17 protein-coding genes and 1 pseudogene are annotated in these 18,239 nt (G+C 59.8%); 9 read left to right on the top strand and 9 right to left on the bottom strand.

Annotated features, from left to right (window positions below; genetic code table 11):
• Window positions 1-12: 12 nt before the first annotated feature.
• From TK06_RS06040 to TK06_RS06015, 6 genes and pseudogenes are all read right to left on the bottom strand, one after another.
• Window positions 13-1,077: a polyprenyl synthetase family protein gene (locus tag TK06_RS06040; RefSeq protein WP_109790733.1), complete on the bottom strand. Its 1,065-nt coding sequence runs from the start codon at window positions 1,075-1,077 to the stop codon at window positions 13-15.
• Window positions 1,077-2,399, bottom strand: coding sequence for a hypothetical protein (locus TK06_RS06035; protein ID WP_063321277.1), 1,323 nt, complete (start codon window positions 2,397-2,399; stop codon window positions 1,077-1,079). Before TK06_RS06035 ends, TK06_RS06040 begins: the two co-directional genes overlap by 1 nt.
• Before the next feature lie 22 nt (window positions 2,400-2,421).
• Complete coding sequence (locus tag TK06_RS06030; RefSeq protein ID WP_063321276.1) at window positions 2,422-2,817, bottom strand: hypothetical protein; 396 nt, start codon at window positions 2,815-2,817, stop codon at window positions 2,422-2,424.
• 29 nt (window positions 2,818-2,846) lie between these two features.
• Window positions 2,847-3,788, bottom strand: coding sequence for a hypothetical protein (locus tag TK06_RS06025; protein ID WP_063321275.1), 942 nt, complete (start codon window positions 3,786-3,788; stop codon window positions 2,847-2,849).
• 198 nt (window positions 3,789-3,986) lie between these two features.
• Window positions 3,987-4,198: pseudogene (locus tag TK06_RS30625) on the bottom strand (OprD family outer membrane porin); the annotation flags it as partial.
• A gap of 13 nt (window positions 4,199-4,211) precedes the next feature.
• A complete protein-coding gene (locus TK06_RS06015; protein WP_086936583.1) occupies window positions 4,212-4,769 on the bottom strand; it encodes a helix-turn-helix domain-containing protein in 558 nt (185 codons plus the stop codon).
• Between the two features lie 366 nt (window positions 4,770-5,135).
• On the opposite strand from TK06_RS06015, the gene TK06_RS06010 reads away from it, so the two are divergent.
• Genes TK06_RS06010 through TK06_RS05975 form a run of 8 tightly spaced genes read left to right on the top strand, consistent with a single transcriptional unit; the run spans window position 5,136 to window position 13,816 of the window.
• Entirely contained in the window at window positions 5,136-5,780 is a 645-nt protein-coding gene (locus tag TK06_RS06010) for an iron-containing redox enzyme family protein (RefSeq protein WP_238992595.1), read from the top strand.
• Window positions 5,781-5,807: 27 nt separating this feature from the next.
• Window positions 5,808-6,929, top strand: coding sequence for a pyridoxal phosphate-dependent aminotransferase (locus TK06_RS06005; protein WP_063321271.1), 1,122 nt, complete (start codon window positions 5,808-5,810; stop codon window positions 6,927-6,929).
• A gap of 13 nt (window positions 6,930-6,942) precedes the next feature.
• Window positions 6,943-8,100 (top strand): NAD(P)/FAD-dependent oxidoreductase, encoded by a 1,158-nt coding sequence (locus TK06_RS06000; protein ID WP_203417405.1) that lies wholly within the window; start codon window positions 6,943-6,945, stop codon window positions 8,098-8,100.
• Entirely contained in the window at window positions 8,091-8,948 is an 858-nt protein-coding gene (locus TK06_RS05995) for a TauD/TfdA dioxygenase family protein (protein WP_063321269.1), read from the top strand. Before TK06_RS06000 ends, TK06_RS05995 begins: the two co-directional genes overlap by 10 nt.
• 9 nt (window positions 8,949-8,957) lie before the next feature.
• Window positions 8,958-10,241: an ATP-grasp domain-containing protein gene (locus TK06_RS05990; protein ID WP_063321268.1), complete on the top strand. Its 1,284-nt coding sequence runs from the start codon at window positions 8,958-8,960 to the stop codon at window positions 10,239-10,241.
• Window positions 10,242-10,287: 46 nt separating this feature from the next.
• Window positions 10,288-11,235 (top strand): EamA family transporter, encoded by a 948-nt coding sequence (locus TK06_RS05985; protein ID WP_063321267.1) that lies wholly within the window; start codon window positions 10,288-10,290, stop codon window positions 11,233-11,235.
• 23 nt (window positions 11,236-11,258) lie between these two features.
• Window positions 11,259-12,500 carry an acetylornithine deacetylase gene (argE, locus tag TK06_RS05980; RefSeq protein ID WP_063321266.1) on the top strand — a complete coding sequence of 414 codons (1,242 nt, stop codon included), beginning with the start codon at window positions 11,259-11,261 and terminating at the stop codon, window positions 12,498-12,500.
• Window positions 12,497-13,816 carry an MFS transporter gene (locus TK06_RS05975; protein WP_063321265.1) on the top strand — a complete coding sequence of 440 codons (1,320 nt, stop codon included), beginning with the start codon at window positions 12,497-12,499 and terminating at the stop codon, window positions 13,814-13,816. Before argE ends, TK06_RS05975 begins: the two co-directional genes overlap by 4 nt.
• Before the next feature lie 20 nt (window positions 13,817-13,836).
• On the opposite strand, the gene TK06_RS05970 is transcribed toward TK06_RS05975, so the two are convergent.
• The gene (locus TK06_RS05970) at window positions 13,837-15,045 is read right to left on the bottom strand and encodes an MFS transporter (RefSeq protein WP_063321264.1); all 1,209 of its coding nucleotides are present in this window, start codon (window positions 15,043-15,045) and stop codon (window positions 13,837-13,839) included.
• A gap of 152 nt (window positions 15,046-15,197) precedes the next feature.
• Between TK06_RS05970 and TK06_RS05965 the strand changes: the two genes are divergently transcribed.
• Window positions 15,198-16,079 (top strand): LysR family transcriptional regulator, encoded by an 882-nt coding sequence (locus TK06_RS05965; protein ID WP_063321263.1) that lies wholly within the window; start codon window positions 15,198-15,200, stop codon window positions 16,077-16,079.
• A 57-nt stretch (window positions 16,080-16,136) separates the two neighbouring features.
• Here the strand turns inward: TK06_RS05965 and TK06_RS05960 are convergent, their stop codons facing one another.
• Window positions 16,137-16,916, bottom strand: coding sequence for an SDR family NAD(P)-dependent oxidoreductase (locus TK06_RS05960; protein WP_063321262.1), 780 nt, complete (start codon window positions 16,914-16,916; stop codon window positions 16,137-16,139).
• A gap of 60 nt (window positions 16,917-16,976) precedes the next feature.
• Complete coding sequence (locus TK06_RS05955) at window positions 16,977-18,236, bottom strand: TIGR02270 family protein (RefSeq protein WP_063321261.1); 1,260 nt, start codon at window positions 18,234-18,236, stop codon at window positions 16,977-16,979.
• Window positions 18,237-18,239: the final 3 nt, after the last annotated feature.

Below are 18,239 nucleotides of genomic sequence, written 5' to 3'. Positions count from 1 at the left end.
TCAGGTGCAGGGTCAGCCGTTCAATGGGCGGTCAACGACGTGTAGTGCCAGTTCCTCCAGTGCGTCGCGATAGCGGCCTGGAGGAAATGGCTCGAGATAGAACAGCGCCTGCAAGGCTTCGCGCCGGGCAGCCGCGTAGGCCTTGTCGATACAGCCACAATCACGCAAGTCGTCCAATGCATCGCCCAAACGATGCCCCGTCAATGGCGTGCCTTCGCGCAGCGATTGGCTGATTGCATGTGTCGGGCCGAGCGTCTCCATCGCATAGATCAGCGGCAGCGACAGTCGACCCAGTAACAGGTCGATACCTGACTGCTTGCCCGCCGAACTTTCGTACTCCACCACATCGAGCACGTCGTCCATGATCTGGAACGCACGACCCAAGGCGCGCCCGAAGAAGCCACCGCGGCGGGCATCACGGCTACGCCCACCGGCCAGATCGATACCCCCCTGGCAAGCCAACCGAAACAAGACTGCGGTCTTGCGGTCGATGGTCTGGTAATAGCGCGCCAGGCGTGCATCGTGATCCTCGGGCAAGGTCCGGTCCAATTCGTCCAACTCGCCTCGGCAGATATCGAACGCGGTATCCAACACCAACCGCACCAAGGTCATGTCGCGCTCGGTATCCACGGCGGTGGCGAACCCGCGAAGCGCCTGTACGAATTGCAGATCGCCGATCAGCAGCGCGGTCTTGCTGCCGCGAGCCGCCGACACCGATGGCAGTCCTCGTCGCAACTGAGCCTCATCGACGATGTCGTCGTGGATCAAGGTGGCCACATGCAGCATCTCCAGCGATGCCGCGCCTTTGTAGACCTTGTCGGGCAGAGGCCCATCCTGCGCGATGAGCCGCGCCGACAGGAGCATGACCAAAGGGCGTATCTTTTTACCTCCGGCAAACATCTGCCGTTCCACGTCGGTGAGGTAGGGCGCCTGCGGTTCCAACGCCAGCTCCACTTCCTGCCGGAAACGCACGAGGTCTTCGGCCAGCAGTTCTTCACTGATGCGCGCGTACACTGATGCCGACGATGCTGGCGGCTGTTGCGCGATGACTACAGCAATGGAGTCGCTTGCCGACATCATGCCTCCTGGCTGGCGAGCATTCGCAGTACGCGAGTCAGTTGGCTGGCAATGCGGTCTTCGAGGATGCCTCGGATGAAGTTGGCGCTGCCCAGACGCGAGCGACCGACCTCACCGGCCTGGCCCTGCCACTGCGCGCTGTCAAGGTCTAGAGCCGGCACGCTCAAATTGCTGCGTTGCAGTTTGAGCGTCAGCGCGCCATCGGGCTGCTCGCTGAGGGCGAAGACGAAGCGGCTTTGCGCGAGCGAACTGGAGAAGGGGCCGCTATGCAGGGGCAAGCGACGCTTGGGATCATGCAGGCGCAATGATTCGGCATAGATGGACTGCACACGCGCCTGAGTCTCGGCGTCCATGATGAAACCGTGCTGGGCGCATAGATCCAGATCGGTATCGTCATGGCTATTGTCGAGGATCCGTGACAACGCGCTTTCCAGGCTCTGGGTCTGCAACAGGAAGTTTGCCTGATTCGCAGGCGAGGCTTTATCGACAGCGCTATAGACAGCCTGGGCGGTCATAGGCACCACATTCTGCTGGGTGTTTTGGGTGGCGTTGGCAACTTGCGTCTGAAAAGTCAGCGCGGCCGTCGCAGCCTCGGGGTAGGGGTGATAACAGGCGCCGTAGAGATTGAGTTGTTGCGCTAACGCGTTCTCATTGTAGGACTGCGAAGTCGTACCAAAGGACTTGTCCGTGATCGCTGGATTGACCGGCATGCCCGGTGTATCCAACGCCTGGGACGTATAGTCGGACATCTGCTCGGTGGCGCCATCGCCTATCCAGAGCTTGCGCAAACGTGCATTGGTAGTGAAGACAGCGTTGTAGGCGTCGTTGTGTTGGTTGAACATATCCAGCAGAGAGCGGCCATTTGCAGTCTGATTCAACTGGGTACGCTGATCGTTGGCTTGCTGCAGCTGGTCATACTGTTTCTCGGTGATAGTCGGTGGATCGGTATCATCAACAGTACTCGCACCCACGGCAAAGCTTGCCAGCGGCGCCATCAATCCACCGGTATCCAATTGCACCTTCGCACTTTCCAGGCCAAACAGTTCGTAGGTTCCGTTCAGTTGCATCGGCGCCAGGGTCACCACGATACGGCGGGGATCATGGTCGGGAACGATGGATAACAACGTCACTGGCGACACCGAGATGTCGTTCAATGCCAGCAGTAATTCGCCACCGTTGGAATTGCTGGGAATGTCCACGTGGCTGGCCAACGGATAGGGGCCACAAGCCGATACCGAAAATTGTTGGGGCAGGGTAGCGGCCAAGGAAGCTGTGCCGGAGGCAGCCGTCAATTTCGGCAGGAAGTCGTCGATAGTAGGCATGCGATGCGCTCTCGTAGGCAGATCAGACGCTGGTAGAGGGAGGAGTGGTGATCGCCAGTGTCGCGACGATTTTCAACATCGGGCTATCGCCGATGTTGACGCTACCCAAGGTCAGAGCGCTGGGGGCGATGCGGATACCATTGGTATCGTAGTTGGGCACAGAGCCGATGGGCTCGACTTTGCCTTGCAACGCGTCCTTGGGTTTGTCCTTGACCTCTGCGGCGATGAGGGTCGCAATGGGATAGGCAACCGCGGACAGAATCTTCTGGACCAGGTTTCCTGTCGGCGTCAATTTAAACGTCAGCGACGGTACCGACGTTATCGTCGCGCTGATAGCGACGCCATCGACTGCCACGGTCAGATCGATTTCGGCGGGCGAAGGACTGATGGAAACATCGTAATCAAACATGCTCGACATGGGCGTTGCTCCGGCAAGGAATTTGAGGGTTACAGCAGGGCCGCACCGAGGGCACAACCTGCCGCCGCCAGGGCCATGCCCGCCGTCGTGAGGGTGGCCTGCGCATTGAGCGAAGCGCTCAACTGGGCATTGATGGTCAAGGGGGCCACCTGCTTGACTGTGGCCGAGAGCGAGGAGATCGAGCCGTTGTAGCTCCAATCGGCCAGTTTCTTGAAGTCGCCGCTGTCGGAGAACGGATACCCCTGGTAAGGCTTCAAGAAAACAGCCATTGCCGTGTTGATCAGCGCATTGCTGGCGATCACGAACACCGGATCGGTGGGCCAGGTTACTCCGTCGATATCCAGCGCATTGGTGTTGGTGGTCAGCGTCGTCGCACCGAGCAAATAGCTTGCAGTGAGTTGCAGCTGTACAGGGTTGAGTGTCACCCCGTTCCAATCGAGGTTGGGCAGGTGCACGAGGGCCAGCATCTGATTAGCAGAGGTGAATATCTGCGGCAACAGCATCAGATTGAATATGGCTATGTCCCACGCGGAGAATTTGCTCTCGTCCAATGACACTGCCACCAAGTCGAGTGCCAGTGTTCCCGGCGTAAAGGTGAGCGTGGCGTAGACCACTACGCTCGGGGCGGTACCGCCTACCGCGGGCGCACTACCCAGCGTGTAGCTGGCCGTCAGCATCGGCAAGGTGAGTTGGACCATTGGCAAACTGGGCAAAGGGATGCTCTGGGACCCATTGGTTTCGCCGTTCGGCGCAAGCGCGGCATTCCAGATAGCCGGGGAGGGAGGACCGAAAGCAAGGCTAGGCGCAGCACCGACATCCCAAGTCAGCGTCACTGCTCCGAGGTCTGGCAGGGTTTTGGGCAGGCTGCCCTTGAATGGGTCATTAGTGCTGGGGGCGTTCTGGTAATACTCGCCCAACAAGGTGTTGAGCTCCGTCACGCTGATGCCTGCGGCAGCGTCGAAATTGGTCATCCCTGTACCTTCCTGATGTCTGTGAGAATCCATCTCACACTCGAATGTAGCAGGTTTTTAAAAGTCCACCTTTTTTCTTAAAAATTTGTTTAAGAGGCGTCGGTTCGGCCAGATACAAGGAATGCCAGCGCTTAGCGATACCTCTGGCATCGGGACACTCCGGCTTCTTGCGCGGAGATTGACCTCCCGATCAAAGCGCTGGATCACATAGTCCAAGGAAATATCCCGTTCCCATTCACCGGCATCCTGGCCGCTGGCCGTCTGGATATTGTCGCCCTTGAGGTACATCAGCGATGCCTTCAGGCCTGGAACGCCAGGCGCTGCGAAGTCATAGGCATATTGCGCGAATGCCGTGCGCTCGCCCCCTGGATGAACGTCTGGATGGTGCGGTCGGTGTGCAGGCGGGCACTGAAGGGGCGGTTGCTACTTGCGAATCAGGGCTATGACGTATTCGCACACTTGCGCTGTGGCGTTTTCGAACGTGCAGGCTTCTTCAGGCAGCCCCAATTGCAAGCAGTCGCCTTGCTCCAGGATGTAGGTGGTGGTGCCTTTGGTAAACGTCAGCGTGCCTTGCGTGGCCCACACCTGCTGATGAAGGAACGCATAGGCCGTGGCCGGGTAGCTGATACGCACGCCCGCAGGCAGTTGCACACTGATGAGCTCCAGTGGCCAGCCCTCCCGCGGGGAGACTTGCTGGCGCGCGTAGCCAGTTTCCGGGTCTACCCAACGCGGTTGCTCCGCCGCCCTTGACAGAAGTCCCGAGCGTCCCTCGGCTCGATGCAACAGGGTGGAGAGGGGCAAGCCGAAAGCTCCCGACAACCGGCCCAGGATCGTCGACGTCGGGCTGACCTGTGCGTTTTCAATTTTGCTGATCATTGCCTTCGATACGCCGGATAGCTGGGCGAGCTCGCCGATGGACCATTCCCGGGCGGCTCGCTCGGCTTTGATGGTGAATGCGATGTCAATGGGTTGATTGTTCACTATAGAAGACTTCCAAATCGGGGTGATTTAATTTGAGCTTAGCGCCCGACATGCATCTTGCTGGTGCAAAAAAAAGATAATGCTCTATTTTTGTGCGATAAAATAATACCAACTCATAATCAATTGATTCTAAATGGAATTAATATCACGATTTTCATGTTTAAAAATAAATCTATTGTTCGGAACGCCTTCGATTAAAAGTATTAATTTGTTTGCGTGAATTGCTTGTTTACTATCTGAAACGCGCAGCGACATTCCGTCGCGGCCATCCAAGCTACCTTATCGTATTTGGGGGGATCTATGCCGGCTCAGCAAATGGAACAAGGCTATCTCACGGGTGAGCAAATCATTCATTCGATTAAAGGAATGATCACGGCTTCGGGGATCAACACCAATGCGTTCTATAAAACCTTTCGACAGGCACCGCTGCCCAAGGCAACGCTGAAGAAAGTGTTCCAGCAGTACTTTTATTACATTCGTACGTTCCCCCAGATCCTGGCGGGTACCTCGCACCGCACCGACAGCGAAGTGATTCGGATGAAGCTGGCGCGCACGGTCGTGTCCGAGCTGGGCGATGGGGTAGGCGAGGCACACTTCATCATGTTCGAGCGTGTACTTGCCGGCGTTGGCATCACGTTGGATGACTGGAAGAAGGTTGAATATATTCCCGAAGCCAGTGAGTTGGTCGATGGCCTGCGTCGAATTTTCCTCGAGGGTTCGACAGAGCATGCCATTGGTGCTCATTACGTTATCGAAGAGTTCGGCTTTCCGATGATCGCCAACCTGTACGAAGGCTTCCGCCTCTACAGCGGGTGGAAACACGAAGATTTCACCTATTTCTATCTGCACATGCTGGTAGAAACCGATCATGTGCAATGGATCAGTGACGCGGTCATGGAGGCGGCCCGGGACACTGACAACGGCAACAATATTCTGGAGGGCGCTGCCGATGTACTGAACTTGTTGACCCGTTTCTGGCAAGGACTCAACCGAATAGCCACTCACGCCTGACCAATCAATACAAGGGGGCGGGAAGTCATGGATGATTTGACATTGATTGGTCGAGTGGCGCCCTTCAGGGATGCCAGTGCATATGCAGCATCCTCAGGAGCGCTGAACCTTTCGCAAGGGCTTCCTGAACCCCTGTTTGACAATGCCATGAATGCGGCGTTGGCCCGCCAGGTCAGGGCGGGCTGGCAGTACGCCGACCCACGCGGCGAAATGATTTTGCGCGAAAGCATTGCGGCCCACAGTGCCGGCTATGCGCCCGACAGCGAAGTGCTGGTAACCAGTGGCTGTACCGAGGCCTTGTACTTGGCCCTGTACGCAGCGTCCACGCAGTACGGCAGCCGGGTCGCGTTCTTTGAGCCCTTTTATCCCTACTACCCAGGAATGGCCACGTTGCTGGGGTTGGAGTTTGTTGCAGTGCCGTTGTCGGTAGGGGAGTCGATCGGCCCCGATTGGGCACTGCTCGAACAGCAGTTGCGCGCGGGTGTTCGCATACTGCTGCTCAATACGCCCCATAACCCGACAGGGTGGTGCATGTCCGCTGATGATTGGCAGCACCTGGTGGCGCTGGCAAAAAACCATGATTTCATGGTGATTGTCGACGAAGCCTATCGTCACTATCAGTACGACGCTGACACACCGGCGCGCTACCCCAGCCAGCAGATTCCCATGATGGTGGCAGGCAGCGCTTCAAAGTTGTTGTCCATGACGGGCGTGCGAATTGGTTGGTTATGCGCGCAGGCAACCTTCATGGAGCGAGCCTATGCCCACCATCTCTACCTGAGCTATTGCCAACCCACCCCCATACAGGCGGCCGTTGCTGTTTTGCTCGATGAGTTGACCGCCGGGCGACTGGACAGCTTGCGTGAGCACTACAAGCACAAACGTGATCGCCTGGCAGGTGCGCTGATGGCTGCCGGGCTGGATGTCCGGTTACCGGCGGGCGGCCATTACATCATGGCTGACTATTCACGGCGGGCGCCTTTATTGTCCCCCGTTGAATTCAGTCAACACCTGGCCGCTCGTTGCGGGGTCATGCCATTGCCCGCGACGCCCTTCTACCAGGGGCCATGCCCCACCTATGTCAGGTTCTCTTTCTCGGTAGCCAAACCCATTGTTGATCAAGCCTGTGTCCGCCTGGAGGGTTTTTGAAATGGAGCAGCATGTGTTCGACGTCATTGTCGTAGGCGGCGGTCCCGCAGGGCTTAGCGAGTGTATCCGGCTGATTGATCTGGGCCTGAAAGTCGCTGTCATCAGCGATGTATTCGGGGGGTGCATGGGCATGATGGGCGATCATCCATTGCAGTCCTACTGCAATGAACTGGAGATCGAAGGCGCGCCCTATCCCTTGCAAAGGTTCATGCGCAAGTTGTGCGTCAGCCCCACCGGTGAGGAATACGCAGCCTACATCCGTAGTAACTTCGAAGCCTTGCAATTGACCAAGATCCAGCAACGGGTGGTCACCGTCAGCAAGGTCCAGGGGCTGTTCGAGGTGAGCCTGGCCCCGGGTTCCCAGCATCGTTCCTTGCGTGCACAGCAGATTATCCTGGCAACCGGGATTCGCCCGAAGGCGCCGCCCTTCGAAATGCCCAGTGCCCATTGGTTCAATTGCTTTGACGTCTATCAAATGGTTGCGCGGGGCCAGGCTCATCGTTTCCTGCAGCAAGATGTGGTCATCTTCGGCAGTGGCAACAGTGCGTTCCAGATCGCACTGCTCCTGGCGCCGTTCGCCCGCAATGTGTCGATCCTGATCAAATCCTATCTGGGGCTATACCCCCAAGAGACCGATGATCGCTTTGCCCTCAGGTCCCTGAGCCAGCGCACGCTGGAAATGATTGCCAAGACTTCGTCCAGTTCCTTTCAAGGGCCGCTCAACAGCGCCAGCAGCACGGGCCGGGCCAATATCTGGTTACATGCCTACAACAGCATTCACCAGGATGGCGACAAGGTCGTCATGGACCTTCCGGCGTCACTCAACGGCCATCCGCTGCTCCAGGCTTCCTGTCGCAAGGCTCAAGAGGCGGGTCGATTGGTCGTCGCCCAGGCATTCGACGGGCATGAGTTGCATTTGGATGTGTCGGCGAAGGAGCAATGCCTTGTTTCGGCCATCGGCGTCACCGCACAACTGCCCGCCACCGACTGGCCGCAACTGCTCAACCAGCAAACCGGCTTTACCTGTCACCAGGATGGGAAAAGCCCTGTCGCGGGCCTGTATTTCGCGGGTGCTGCCTCAGGTTATGCGTCGATCAACACGATGGTGCCGGCAGCTGCAGAAATGAGTGCCGCCATATCGCTGCGAGAAGGACTGCGGTCATGGGCGTGAGGATGTTCCAGCCGCTACGCCTGGACATTGGCGACGTGCTCGGTCAGTCGGCAGCGGCGCTCAAGCAGGCCATCGCCCAGGCCAAGGTACTGGTCATCGCCAACCAGGACGTCAGCGTCGCCCCTTATGTGCAGTTGATGCGCAGGCTGGGCTCGCCTGTCCATCATGTGTTGGCCAAGTACTGCCTCGAGGATTATCGGGAAGTGCTGACTGTGACCAATCTCCATCGGGACGGCCAGGCCTTGGGCGTGCATGAAGGAGGAGGGTATTGGCACACGGACATGTCGTACAAATCGGCGAACACGGTGTTCACGTCACTGCTGTCGGTACGTGTACCCGACCAACACGGCGAGACCCAATTCATCGATTGTGTCGCAGGCCTGCAGCAGGTTCGCCAGTGGCTGGAAAGCCCAGGTTGCCCGCCGTATCTGAAAGGTCTCGACCTGGAAAACCTGCGGATTCACCATCGTTTCGGCAATCGCGACGCGCTGCGCAATGCCGATGCAGCGGTGCAACAGCTCAATTCCCAGGAGGCTGGCGCACTGGAAAACACCGTGGTCCACCCCCTGGTGTACCAACACCCGCTCGCCTGCACGGCGTCGCTGTATGCACCGGCTGCAACGGCCATGCAAATAGAAGGGGTAACGCCTGCACTGTCCCATCGCATTCTCGACAGCCTGGTCGACTTCCTTGTCCAGCACGCACCGCGCTATCGGCATGCCTACCGCCCAGGCGACATCGTCATCTGGGACAACCTCTCAACGCTGCATAAAGGTCCGCCAATACCCAAAAGTGAAGGGGGCGCCGATGCGCGCCTTCTCTATCGCATGAACGTCGACTTCCAGTGAGGCACTACTATGATCCAGACCATCGTTTTCCTGACGCCCCATTACCTTAACTTTGCCTCCGAGAAGGCGTTGCAGACGCTGGGTCGAGATTGCCGGACAGTGCTGATCGCCTATCATGCCGACGTCCTGCCGCCCGCGCTCGAGCGTAATGTCTCACAGGTTGTGCGCGTCGATGCCGACCTGCAGCGCAACATCCGTCCGCTGCTGGACCATGACCAATGTCGCAGCATCATCAGCGATGAGCTGCGAGCCGTGCAGGGCAATACTTCGTCATTGCGTATTTTCTGCCAGGAAGAGTGCCATGTTGAACTGGCGGCTCAGTTGCGCGAGGAGTTCGGATTAGAGGGGGATACACAGGCGATCGTGGCGAACTTTCGCGACAAAGTGCTGATGAAACATGCCGTCAGCCAGAAGGGGATACGCATTCCCGAGTTTGTGCCACTGGATCACGTACGGCTATCGGCTGAGCCGCAGGCTTACTACGCCGAGCTGACGGCGCGATTGGGCTTGCCCCTGGTCCTGAAGCCGGTGAACGCAGCGGGCAGTTTCGAGGTGTCGATCATTCGCAGCGAGGCCGAATTCATCAAGGCCCGCGAACAAGTGCTGGCCTCGCCGTATCATTTTGATTACGAGGTGGACGAGTTCATTGACGGCGACATGTTCCAATGCGACTCGTTTGTGGTCGACGGTCAAATCCGCTACTGCGGTGTGCTGGAACTGGGTTGCACCAACTTTGACTTCGTCCAGGGCAAGCCCTTGAGCGTGATTCCCGTGGCCGACCCCACGCTCAAGGCGACCCTGGAGGCATTCAATCGGGACGTGATTGCGGCCCTGAACTTTCGCAACGGTTCGACGCACCACGAGGTCTTCGTGGACCGCAAGCGCGGTTATCCGGTGTTCCTGGAAATTGCCGCACGCGTACCTGGCGGCATCGGGGTGCCGTACCACGAGAAAAACAGCGACATCAACCTGATCGACGCCAATCTCTACCTCACAGCCGGCGTCGCAGCTCTCGATGCCATCAAGCCCAACGAGAAGAACAACGTGGTGTCCGCCTTGTTGCCCTTGCGCAAAGGCCGGATCAGCCAGCTCAACGAGCCCCCCATTTCCAGTATCTACGACATCGACTGGCGGGTCGCCCCCGGAATGGTGGTGGACTCCCGGTCCCTGGCCGATACCGCCGGCATCCTGACTTTGTATAACGCAGACCCAAAGGTACTTCGCGCCGACTTCGAGGCTTTGCAGCACTACGTACCGACCCAGGTGGAAGTGCTGGAGCCGGGAACCGCTTGATCGATCAGGTAGGGCGCCAAGCACAGGTTTTTCTCAAGGAGCAGGCATGAAGACAGGAATACTCGGTGCCGTCAGCATGGCGGTCTACTGCATCTCGACGGCGCTCTCGGCCGTCTGGGTCATGGTGGCGTTCACCCGTATCAGTGGGGCGGCGTTGACATTCATTACCTTCCTGATGGCCTGGGCGGTATTTTTCCTGGTGCATACCTTGCGGGGTCATGACCCGTTTCGCCTGCTACGCGAGGAGTGGCGAGGCGTGCTGCTGCTCAATGTGCTGACGTTGTTCAGTTGGTGGTTGATGTTCATGGCATTGCAGCGCATCGAGGCGTCGGTGGAGTCGGCCATCTATCAGGGCTGGATGCCGCTGGTGGTGGTGGCCTGTGAAATGCTGGTGGCGCGCTCCTCGGTCAGTCGTTCCCGCTGGCTGGGCGCGCTGCTGATCCTGCTGTCGCTGATGGCGTTGGTCCTTATGCGTCTCGCGCTTGGGGTCACGGCCCAGGTAAGCCTGGTCAACCTGCATGAAGGCATCGCCCTGGCGAGTGTTGCCGGGATCACGGGCGGGATCTATGTGTTCTGCTCGGCTCGACTGAACCGCGACAGAAAGTACAGCGCCATGGATATCCTGTGCGTCAGGTTCTTCCTGCTATTGATCGTCACAGGGTGGGTCGGCCGGGAAAATCTGCACCAACTGCTCACGCTGGATACCGCCATGCTCGGCCAGTTGATCAAGCTGGCGTTTGTCAGCGTGCTGATTCCGGTGTTTACCCTGCAATTTGCCATTCAGCACCTGGGAGGTGGGCGGGTGTCCATTCTCACGCCTTGCGTGCCGGTCATTGCCTTGGCCGCCGAGTTCGTGCTCTCCACCTGGCATAGCCCTTGGGTTCCCGTCCTGGTTACGGTGGTGTGCGTGGCGGTGTTGTTGTCCAACGTCTGGTTTTCGCGAGACAGGCGCGTTGTTCATTCAGGGCCTATGCCTGTTGCCCTTCAAAAATAGACTTCTGTTTGCTGGAGCATCCCATGACTCTTTCCTTGGCCTTTGCGCAGGGGGCGGCAGACGCTTGCTCGAATGACGACCGCAGCGTACTGGCACGCACATTGGAAATCGCACGAACCTTGATCGGTTTCCCTTCGGTCAGCGACCGCTCCAATCTGGACCTTATCGAATGGGTGAGCGGGTACCTGCACGGTTTCGGGGTACAGGCCCAGATTCTACCGGACGCCTCCGGGCGCAAGGCGAACCTGTTTGCCAGCCTGGGACCGCCACGCCCCGGGGGCATCATCCTGTCCGGACATACTGACGTGGTGCCGGTAGCGGGCCAGGCTTGGGCGCAGGACCCGTTCAGCGCTTATCTGGATCAGGACCGGCTCTACGGTCGTGGCAGTTCAGACATGAAGGGGTTCATCGCCGTGGTGCTGGCGATGGTTCCCGAGCTGATGGCCTCTGCACGACAAAGCTTTCACCTGGCCTTGTCCTATGACGAAGAAGTGGGTGCGATGGGGGCGAAACATCTGGCCCCGTTCATCACCCAGGCGCAGTTGGAGCCCGCCGGTTGCATTGTCGGCGAGCCGACTTCAATGGCGTTGGTGATCGGCCACAAGGGGCGTCACGAAATCAATTGCTGTGTCCATGGCAAGGTGGCGCACTCCTCGTTGCCGAACGAGGGGGTCAACGCTATCGACTATGCCGCGCGGGTACAGATGCAGCTTCAGCACGTGGCCAGGCGGCTTTCACAGGGGCCGTTGGACAGCGGGTTCGATGTCCCGTACACCACCGTCCAGGTCTGCCGGGTCAATGGCGGTGTCGCTGGCAATGTCATTCCCGGTCAATGCAGCTTTGACTTCGAGATTCGCTACCTGCCCGGATGTGATGCCGAGCAACTGCTGGTACAGATCAAGGACGACGCTAAGCAGGCCATGCACAGTGAGACGGATGATCGCGCTTGGGCAGCGTCCATCGAGTTTTCCCACACGTTGCATACCCCGGGGTTGGATGAGAAGGGCAACCAGGCATTCGCGCAGTGGGTCCGCGAGGCTAGCTCAATGGCCCATGGCCGACAGCGAGTGGCGTACAGCACCGAGGCCGGACTGTTTCAGGCCGCAGGGATCCCCACGATCGTCTGCGGCCCAGGGAGCATCAAGCAAGCGCACAAAGTGAACGAGTATGTGGACTTGGCCCAGCTCAAGGCCTGTGAACAGTTCCTGCGCCGCCTGGCACGTTGTGAGCCATTGCCGCCATTTCCCGCAGGGGGTGCGCAATGAGCGCCACAGCCTTGGATAGCCAGGGGCGCGAACGCAGGAAGCTGGTGCTGGCGGTGAGCGTGGGCGCCGCACTGGAATGGTTCGACTTCACCCTGTTTGCGATCTTCTCCTTGCAGATTGCCGCAGCGTTCTTTCCGGCTTCCGACCCATTGATGTCGTTGCTCGCATCCTACCTGGCGCTCGCCGTCGGCTTCGTGGCCCGACCGTTGGGCGCGCTGCTGATGGGGCGCTATGCCGATCGCCAGGGGCGCAAGGCCGCGCTGACGCTGTCCATCATGCTGATGGGCGCCGGGACCCTGATCATTGCCGTATGCCCGACCTACGAGACCATCGGTTGGTGGGCACCGCTGAGCGTTGTCGTCGCGCGCATATTGCAGGGGGTTGCAGCAGGAGGAGAGATCGGTGGCGCGCTGGCCTATCTTGTCGAGACAGCACCGGCGGACCGCCGCGCGCTATTTGCGTCCAGCCAACAAGTGGCACAAGCCGGATCATTCCTGCTATGCGGTTTAAGTGCGAGTCTGTTGTCGAGCGCGCTGACGCCCGCCCAGTTGGATGAGTGGGGTTGGCGCGTGCCCTATGTCTTCGGACTGCTGGTCGTGGTCGCAGGCTTGAAAATTCGCCGCAGTCTCGAGGAAAGCGAGCCGCTGCGCCGCTTTCTCGATAATCAAGATAAGCACGCGATGGCCGGGAAGGGGCCTAGCCTTCGCCCCTATCTGCCCAACCTCGTGATGGGGGTGTTGATCGTCGTGCTCTGGACGGTCGCGACACAATTGATCAATTTCATCCCGACCTATGCATCGATGGTGCTTGAGCTTCCGCGCAACAAGGCCTACCTGGGGTTGGTGCTGGTCGGCCTCATCACGCTGCTGTGTCCGTTAACGGCACTGCTGTCGGACCGTATCGGGCGCTACACCGTGATGCTCATCGGTGCCGTGGGGGTCGCGCTCTGTGCCTACCCAGGGTTCGTATGGCTGAACAACAGTCCCAGTCTCCAGACGCTGATCATCTTCCAATGCGCGCTGGCAGTGTTGATGGTGCTTTACACCGGGCCGGCTGCGGCGGCCTTGGCAGAGCTGTTTCCGGTGCAGGTCAGGGCCTTGGGTGTCTCACTGGCCTACGCCTTATCGGTGACCCTCTTCGGCAGTGCCACGCCTGCGCTGATTACCCTGATCTACCGCCAGAGCGGAGATGCCCTGGCGGCGGCCCACTGGTTGTTTGCGGCGGCCTGCCTGAGTGCGATACCGCTGGCCTGGGTAAGCCTGTCGAAATACCGGGCAAGCGCCACCCCGGCGCTGACGGCAGAGCATGAGACTTGAGTGACGTTGATTCACCCTGTTCATTGAACGCGCTTCGCAAACCCGTACTGCCTGGCAGACCCCACCACCGCCAACGTCAGCAGCAGGAGAACGACCAGGACCGGCGCAAACGCCACCACCCCCAGATGATCGAGCAGAATGCCGCCGACGATCCCGCCGCCGGCAATGGCGAGGTTCCAGGCCGTGACCAGCATTGACTGGGCGAGATCCGCCGCGTCTCCGGCAGTCTTGGCGATGGCCGTCTGGAACAGCGTCCCAGCCCCTCCGAAAGCGATTCCCCAGGCGGCCACGGCGATATACACCGCCGCAGGCCTGTCGTTCATTGCCCCGAGCATCATGGCCGAAAGGGCGAACAACACCGTACCTGCGAGCGTCAACGCCCGCAGATGGCGATCGATCAGCACGCCGACGACCCAGATCCCCAGCAACGATGCGACGCCAAAGACCAGCAGGACCAGATCCGTTCGCTCGCCCAGGCCCGCCGCCGTCAAAAACGGAGCGATATAGGTAAAGAGAATGTTGTGCGCCAGGACAAAAGCCAGTACCACGAACAACACCGAACGAACGCCCGGCAGGGTGAAGACCTGGCCCAGGGCAAGACGTTTGCTGGAAGCCTGCCCGGGAAAGTCAGGCACCTTGAGTCGTACCCAGACCATCAAGGCCACGGCGAACAGGCTCATGAGGGCGAAGCTCATTCGCCAACCGACCAGATTGCCGAGCAGCGTGCCAGCCGGGACGCCCAGGGATAACGCCAAGGGCGCGCCCACCATGGCGATTGCAATCGCTCGACCTTTCTGGCTTTCGGGCACCATGCGGGCGGCATAACCGGCCAACAAGGCCCACAGCAGCCCGGCCGATACGCCCCCCAGCAAGCGCGCGACAATGGTCAAACCATAATGGGTAGAAAACGTCGTGACGGTATTGGCAACGGCGAAACCGGCGATGGCCATCAGCAACAGCGATCTGCGTCGCATGCCTTGGGTCGCGGCGGTCAATGGAATGGCCGCCAGCAAGGAACCGATCGCGTAGACCGTGACCAACTGGCCGGCGAGGGCTTCGGAGATCGCCAGCCCTTCGCTGATCTGTGAAAGAAGACCGGCGGGCAAGGCTTCGGTGAGGATGGTCACGAATGCCGCCAGCGCGAGGGCAAACAGTGATCCGATGGGGAGCGGCGCGGTGTCCGGGACAACCTCGGCATCGGCGTCGATATGGGTATTGGCAATCGTCATGTGTCACCTGCCTGGAACGCTTCTGACCCGCCGGATAGCGGCGTCAATCGCAGATTGATAAGTGCCGACTACGGTAAGTGCCCCTCCTTGGCGAGACAAGAATGCTAGAGTGCGCAACACATCGGAAAAAATGTCCGCAATTGGAGCCTGGCGTGGAATCACTGAGCGGGATTGATTTTTTTGTTCGCGCGGCCGAAACCCGCAGTTTTTCAGAGGCGGGCAGGGCGCTGGGCATTTCGTCTTCGGCAGTGGGCAAAAGCGTCGCCCGGCTCGAGGAACGCCTGGGTGTGCGGCTGTTTCATCGCAGCACGCGCAGTATCACGCTGACGGCGGAAGGGACGCTTTTCCTCGAGCGTTGCCGGCGTATTCTCTGCGAAGTCGAAGCGGCCGAACTGGAACTGTCGCAAACCCGCCAAGCGCCACGGGGCAAACTGCGGGTGAGTTTGCCGCTGGTTGCAGACTTGGTCATGCCGACGCTGATGGCCTTCATGCGCCGCTACCCCAGTATCGAACTGGACCTGGATTTCTCCGACAGGCTGGTGGACATCATCGAGGAAGGTTTCGATGTCGTCGTTCGGACTGGAGAACCGAACGACTCCCGGCTGATGTCCCGTCCGTTGGGCACGTTCAAGCTCGTCGTGGTCGGTTCGCCCCGGTACCTCGCCGAACACGGCACGCCGCAGGTGCCGGCGGATCTGCTGCGCCATGCCTGCCTGCTCTACAAGTTTCCCAGTACTGGCAGGATGCAGGTCTGGCCGATAAACGGGGAAGGGCAGCCGGATCTCAACCTGCCGGCCACCCTGGTCTGCAACACCACCGAGGCGTTGCTGTACGTCGTGCGCGATGCATTGGGGATTGCCTGCGTGCCGGACTTCACCGTGCGCGATGCCATCGCCGCCGGTGAACTGGTCACCGTCCTCGACGATTTCAATCGGCATCAGAGTACCTTCCGCATGCTCTGGCCTTCAAGCAAGCACCTGGCGCCGAAACTGCGGGTGTTCATTGATTTCATGAGCAGTGAGTTGTTCAAGTGACCGGACCACCGCAATCGTGAGCACCCACAAGGGAAAGGTGTTGGCCATGGATTCAGATCAAGGGGCCTTGTTCTCCACCAGGCAGTTTCCGCCATCCACCACGATAACTTCCCCCGTGAGGTAGCTCGCCTCTGAAGACGCCAGGAAAGCCACCAGTGCAGCGACCTCTTCGGGACGTCCAGCGCGGCCCATCGGCGTGTATTCGGCCGCTTTGGCTTCCTCTGTAGTGGTCGATCCTGTGGTGATCCAGCCGGGAGCGACGCTGTTTACAGTGATCCCTTGCTGGGCGACTTCCAGCGCCAGGCTCATACTCATTCCAACCATCGCGGCCTTCGCGGCGCTGTAGGCCGCTTCACCGGGGTTACTGCACCGAATGCCGGTCGTGGAACTGATGTTGACGATGCGCCCGTAACGACGCGCCCGCATGCCGGGCAGAACTGCCCGTGTAAGAAGAAAGGCCGTGGTCAGGTTTCGCGCCAGCGTCAGGTTCCAGGTGTGCAGATCCATGCTTGCAACGTCGGAAAAAAACTCCGGGCTGCCTTGCATGGCCATGCCCGCGTTGTTGACCAGGATATCGATCTGGCCCCAGAGGGACTCCGCCCACGCCATAAACTCACGTACCTGGTTTTCATCGGTAAGATCGAGGGCCCGGCCTTCGACTTCGAACCCTTCGGCGCGCAGTTCTGCGACTCGATCGTTGATGCGTGCACTGCTGGCGGTGACGATCAGTCTGGCGCCTGCTGTACCCAGTCTGCGCGCGATCGCCATGCCGATTCCGATCTCACTTCCAACCCCACTGATGAGTGCCACAGGGTTCTGTCCAGTTGCGTTTGGCATGGTGCCTCCAAAGGGGGGTAAGTGATTGCCAGGCGTCGGCGCGCTATATGAACATCCTGATCAACGCCCGGACACCGCCGTCATCCCCAACAACCGCTTTTGCCGCCAGGCCGGTGCGTTGGTAGGGAAAAGCGCCACGTCTGGCCGGAAGCGGGCGAGACCGCAGGCGGCGGCGATGCGCTGGCGTTGCTGGCCGCGGACAAGGGCTTGCTGAAAGCTGTGTTCACTATGGGCCAATCCCAGCATATAACGAGTACCCTCCTGGAAGTGTCCGCTATTGGCTTGCCACCATCTTTCGATTGCCTGTGAATCGGGCCAGGGCAGGTTTTCATCGGGGTCCATGGCGACATTGGGATCTTCAGGGTTGTCGTTCGGGCCCGCATCGAAATTCGGCAGGGCCTGCAATTCCAGATCGAGCAACGCCAGGTCCGCGCCGGTGATCATGCTGAAGGCTTCGCCGGCGACGCGGGCATAGGGCAGGTCGCTCATCTGCTGGATCAACCAGGGCACGCAGACCGGATCGCCCAGCAGTCCAAGGGCCTGGACGCCGATGCGCCGATCCCGGGGATCCTGTACCCATTGCCGTATCCAGGCGATGCTGGGTTCGCGCTCTTGCCAGGCCAGCAGTACGCAGAGCGCGCGGTACTGGAACTCGCCCGGTTGCTCGGCGAATGAGCGCAGAGCCTCCAAGGCTTGCTGGTCGCCCATTTGGCTGGTGGCCCAGTTGGCCCAGAAGCGCGTGGCGGCGTCTTCATGCTGGCGGTGGGCACGAATCGCCGGCAGCAGGTCACGCCGGCGTAGCTCGCCAGCCGTGCGGGCGGCACGTGCCAGCACGCTGGGGTCGGCGTGGGACAGTTCGGTCAGCAGGATAGGGCCGGGATTCTGGCGATGCATGCCGCAGGCCGCCAGGCCGAGGCGGTGAAACAAGGGCTCGGGGGAGGCGAGCATGCGCTCGATCCAGGGCGATATCCGCTCCCAGTCGAGCCACCCCAGGGCCATCAGGTAACCTCGTTCAGTTTCCGTGGCACTTCTCAAGTGCTCGCTGAGCCGCGACAGCACCTTCGCATTGGCCGCCTCGAAGGCCAGCAGCACACAGGCGAACATCTCTCCGACGGTGTGCGGGCCAAGCTGGGTCAGCAGAATTTCCAGGCTCGTTGAGCCGGCAATACGCAGGCCATCGAGATGAGCGTCGATGCGTTCATCCAGTTTGCCGAGGTCATCAAGGTCATAGTGGGGCGCGCGCACGGCGTGATCGTGCAGGAGGATGAGGAAGCAAGCTTCTTCGGCATGTTGCTCGATCATTGATGAGATGGGGACCATGAC

The sequence above is a fragment of the Pseudomonas fluorescens genome, from assembly GCF_001623525.1.
Lineage (GTDB): Bacteria > Pseudomonadota > Gammaproteobacteria > Pseudomonadales > Pseudomonadaceae > Aquipseudomonas > Aquipseudomonas fluorescens_Q.
Note: the sequence above shows the minus strand (reverse complement) of the source record. Positions and strands in the feature narration are given on the sequence as shown.

Bases quoted from the DNA above. Each gene is read 5' to 3' on its own strand.
- TK06_RS05960 (WP_063321262.1), bottom strand. From the start codon at position 16,916: ATGCCAAACGCAACTGGACAGAACCCTGTGGCACTCATCAGTGGGGTT.
- TK06_RS06005 (WP_063321271.1), top strand. From the start codon at position 5,808: ATGGATGATTTGACATTGATTGGTCGAGTGGCGCCCTTCAGGGATGCC.
- TK06_RS05955 (WP_063321261.1), bottom strand. From the start codon at position 18,236: ATGGTCCCCATCTCATCAATGATCGAGCAACATGCCGAAGAAGCTTGC.
- argE (WP_063321266.1), top strand. From the start codon at position 11,259: ATGACTCTTTCCTTGGCCTTTGCGCAGGGGGCGGCAGACGCTTGCTCG.
- TK06_RS06040 (WP_109790733.1), bottom strand. From the start codon at position 1,077: ATGTCGGCAAGCGACTCCATTGCTGTAGTCATCGCGCAACAGCCGCCA.
- TK06_RS06030 (WP_063321276.1), bottom strand. From the start codon at position 2,817: ATGTCGAGCATGTTTGATTACGATGTTTCCATCAGTCCTTCGCCCGCC.
- TK06_RS05975 (WP_063321265.1), top strand. From the start codon at position 12,497: ATGAGCGCCACAGCCTTGGATAGCCAGGGGCGCGAACGCAGGAAGCTG.
- TK06_RS06010 (WP_238992595.1), top strand. From the start codon at position 5,136: ATGATCACGGCTTCGGGGATCAACACCAATGCGTTCTATAAAACCTTT.
- TK06_RS06025 (WP_063321275.1), bottom strand. From the start codon at position 3,788: ATGACCAATTTCGACGCTGCCGCAGGCATCAGCGTGACGGAGCTCAAC.
- TK06_RS05995 (WP_063321269.1), top strand. From the start codon at position 8,091: ATGGGCGTGAGGATGTTCCAGCCGCTACGCCTGGACATTGGCGACGTG.
- TK06_RS05990 (WP_063321268.1), top strand. From the start codon at position 8,958: ATGATCCAGACCATCGTTTTCCTGACGCCCCATTACCTTAACTTTGCC.
- TK06_RS05970 (WP_063321264.1), bottom strand. From the start codon at position 15,045: ATGACGATTGCCAATACCCATATCGACGCCGATGCCGAGGTTGTCCCG.
- TK06_RS06035 (WP_063321277.1), bottom strand. From the start codon at position 2,399: ATGCCTACTATCGACGACTTCCTGCCGAAATTGACGGCTGCCTCCGGC.
- TK06_RS05985 (WP_063321267.1), top strand. From the start codon at position 10,288: ATGAAGACAGGAATACTCGGTGCCGTCAGCATGGCGGTCTACTGCATC.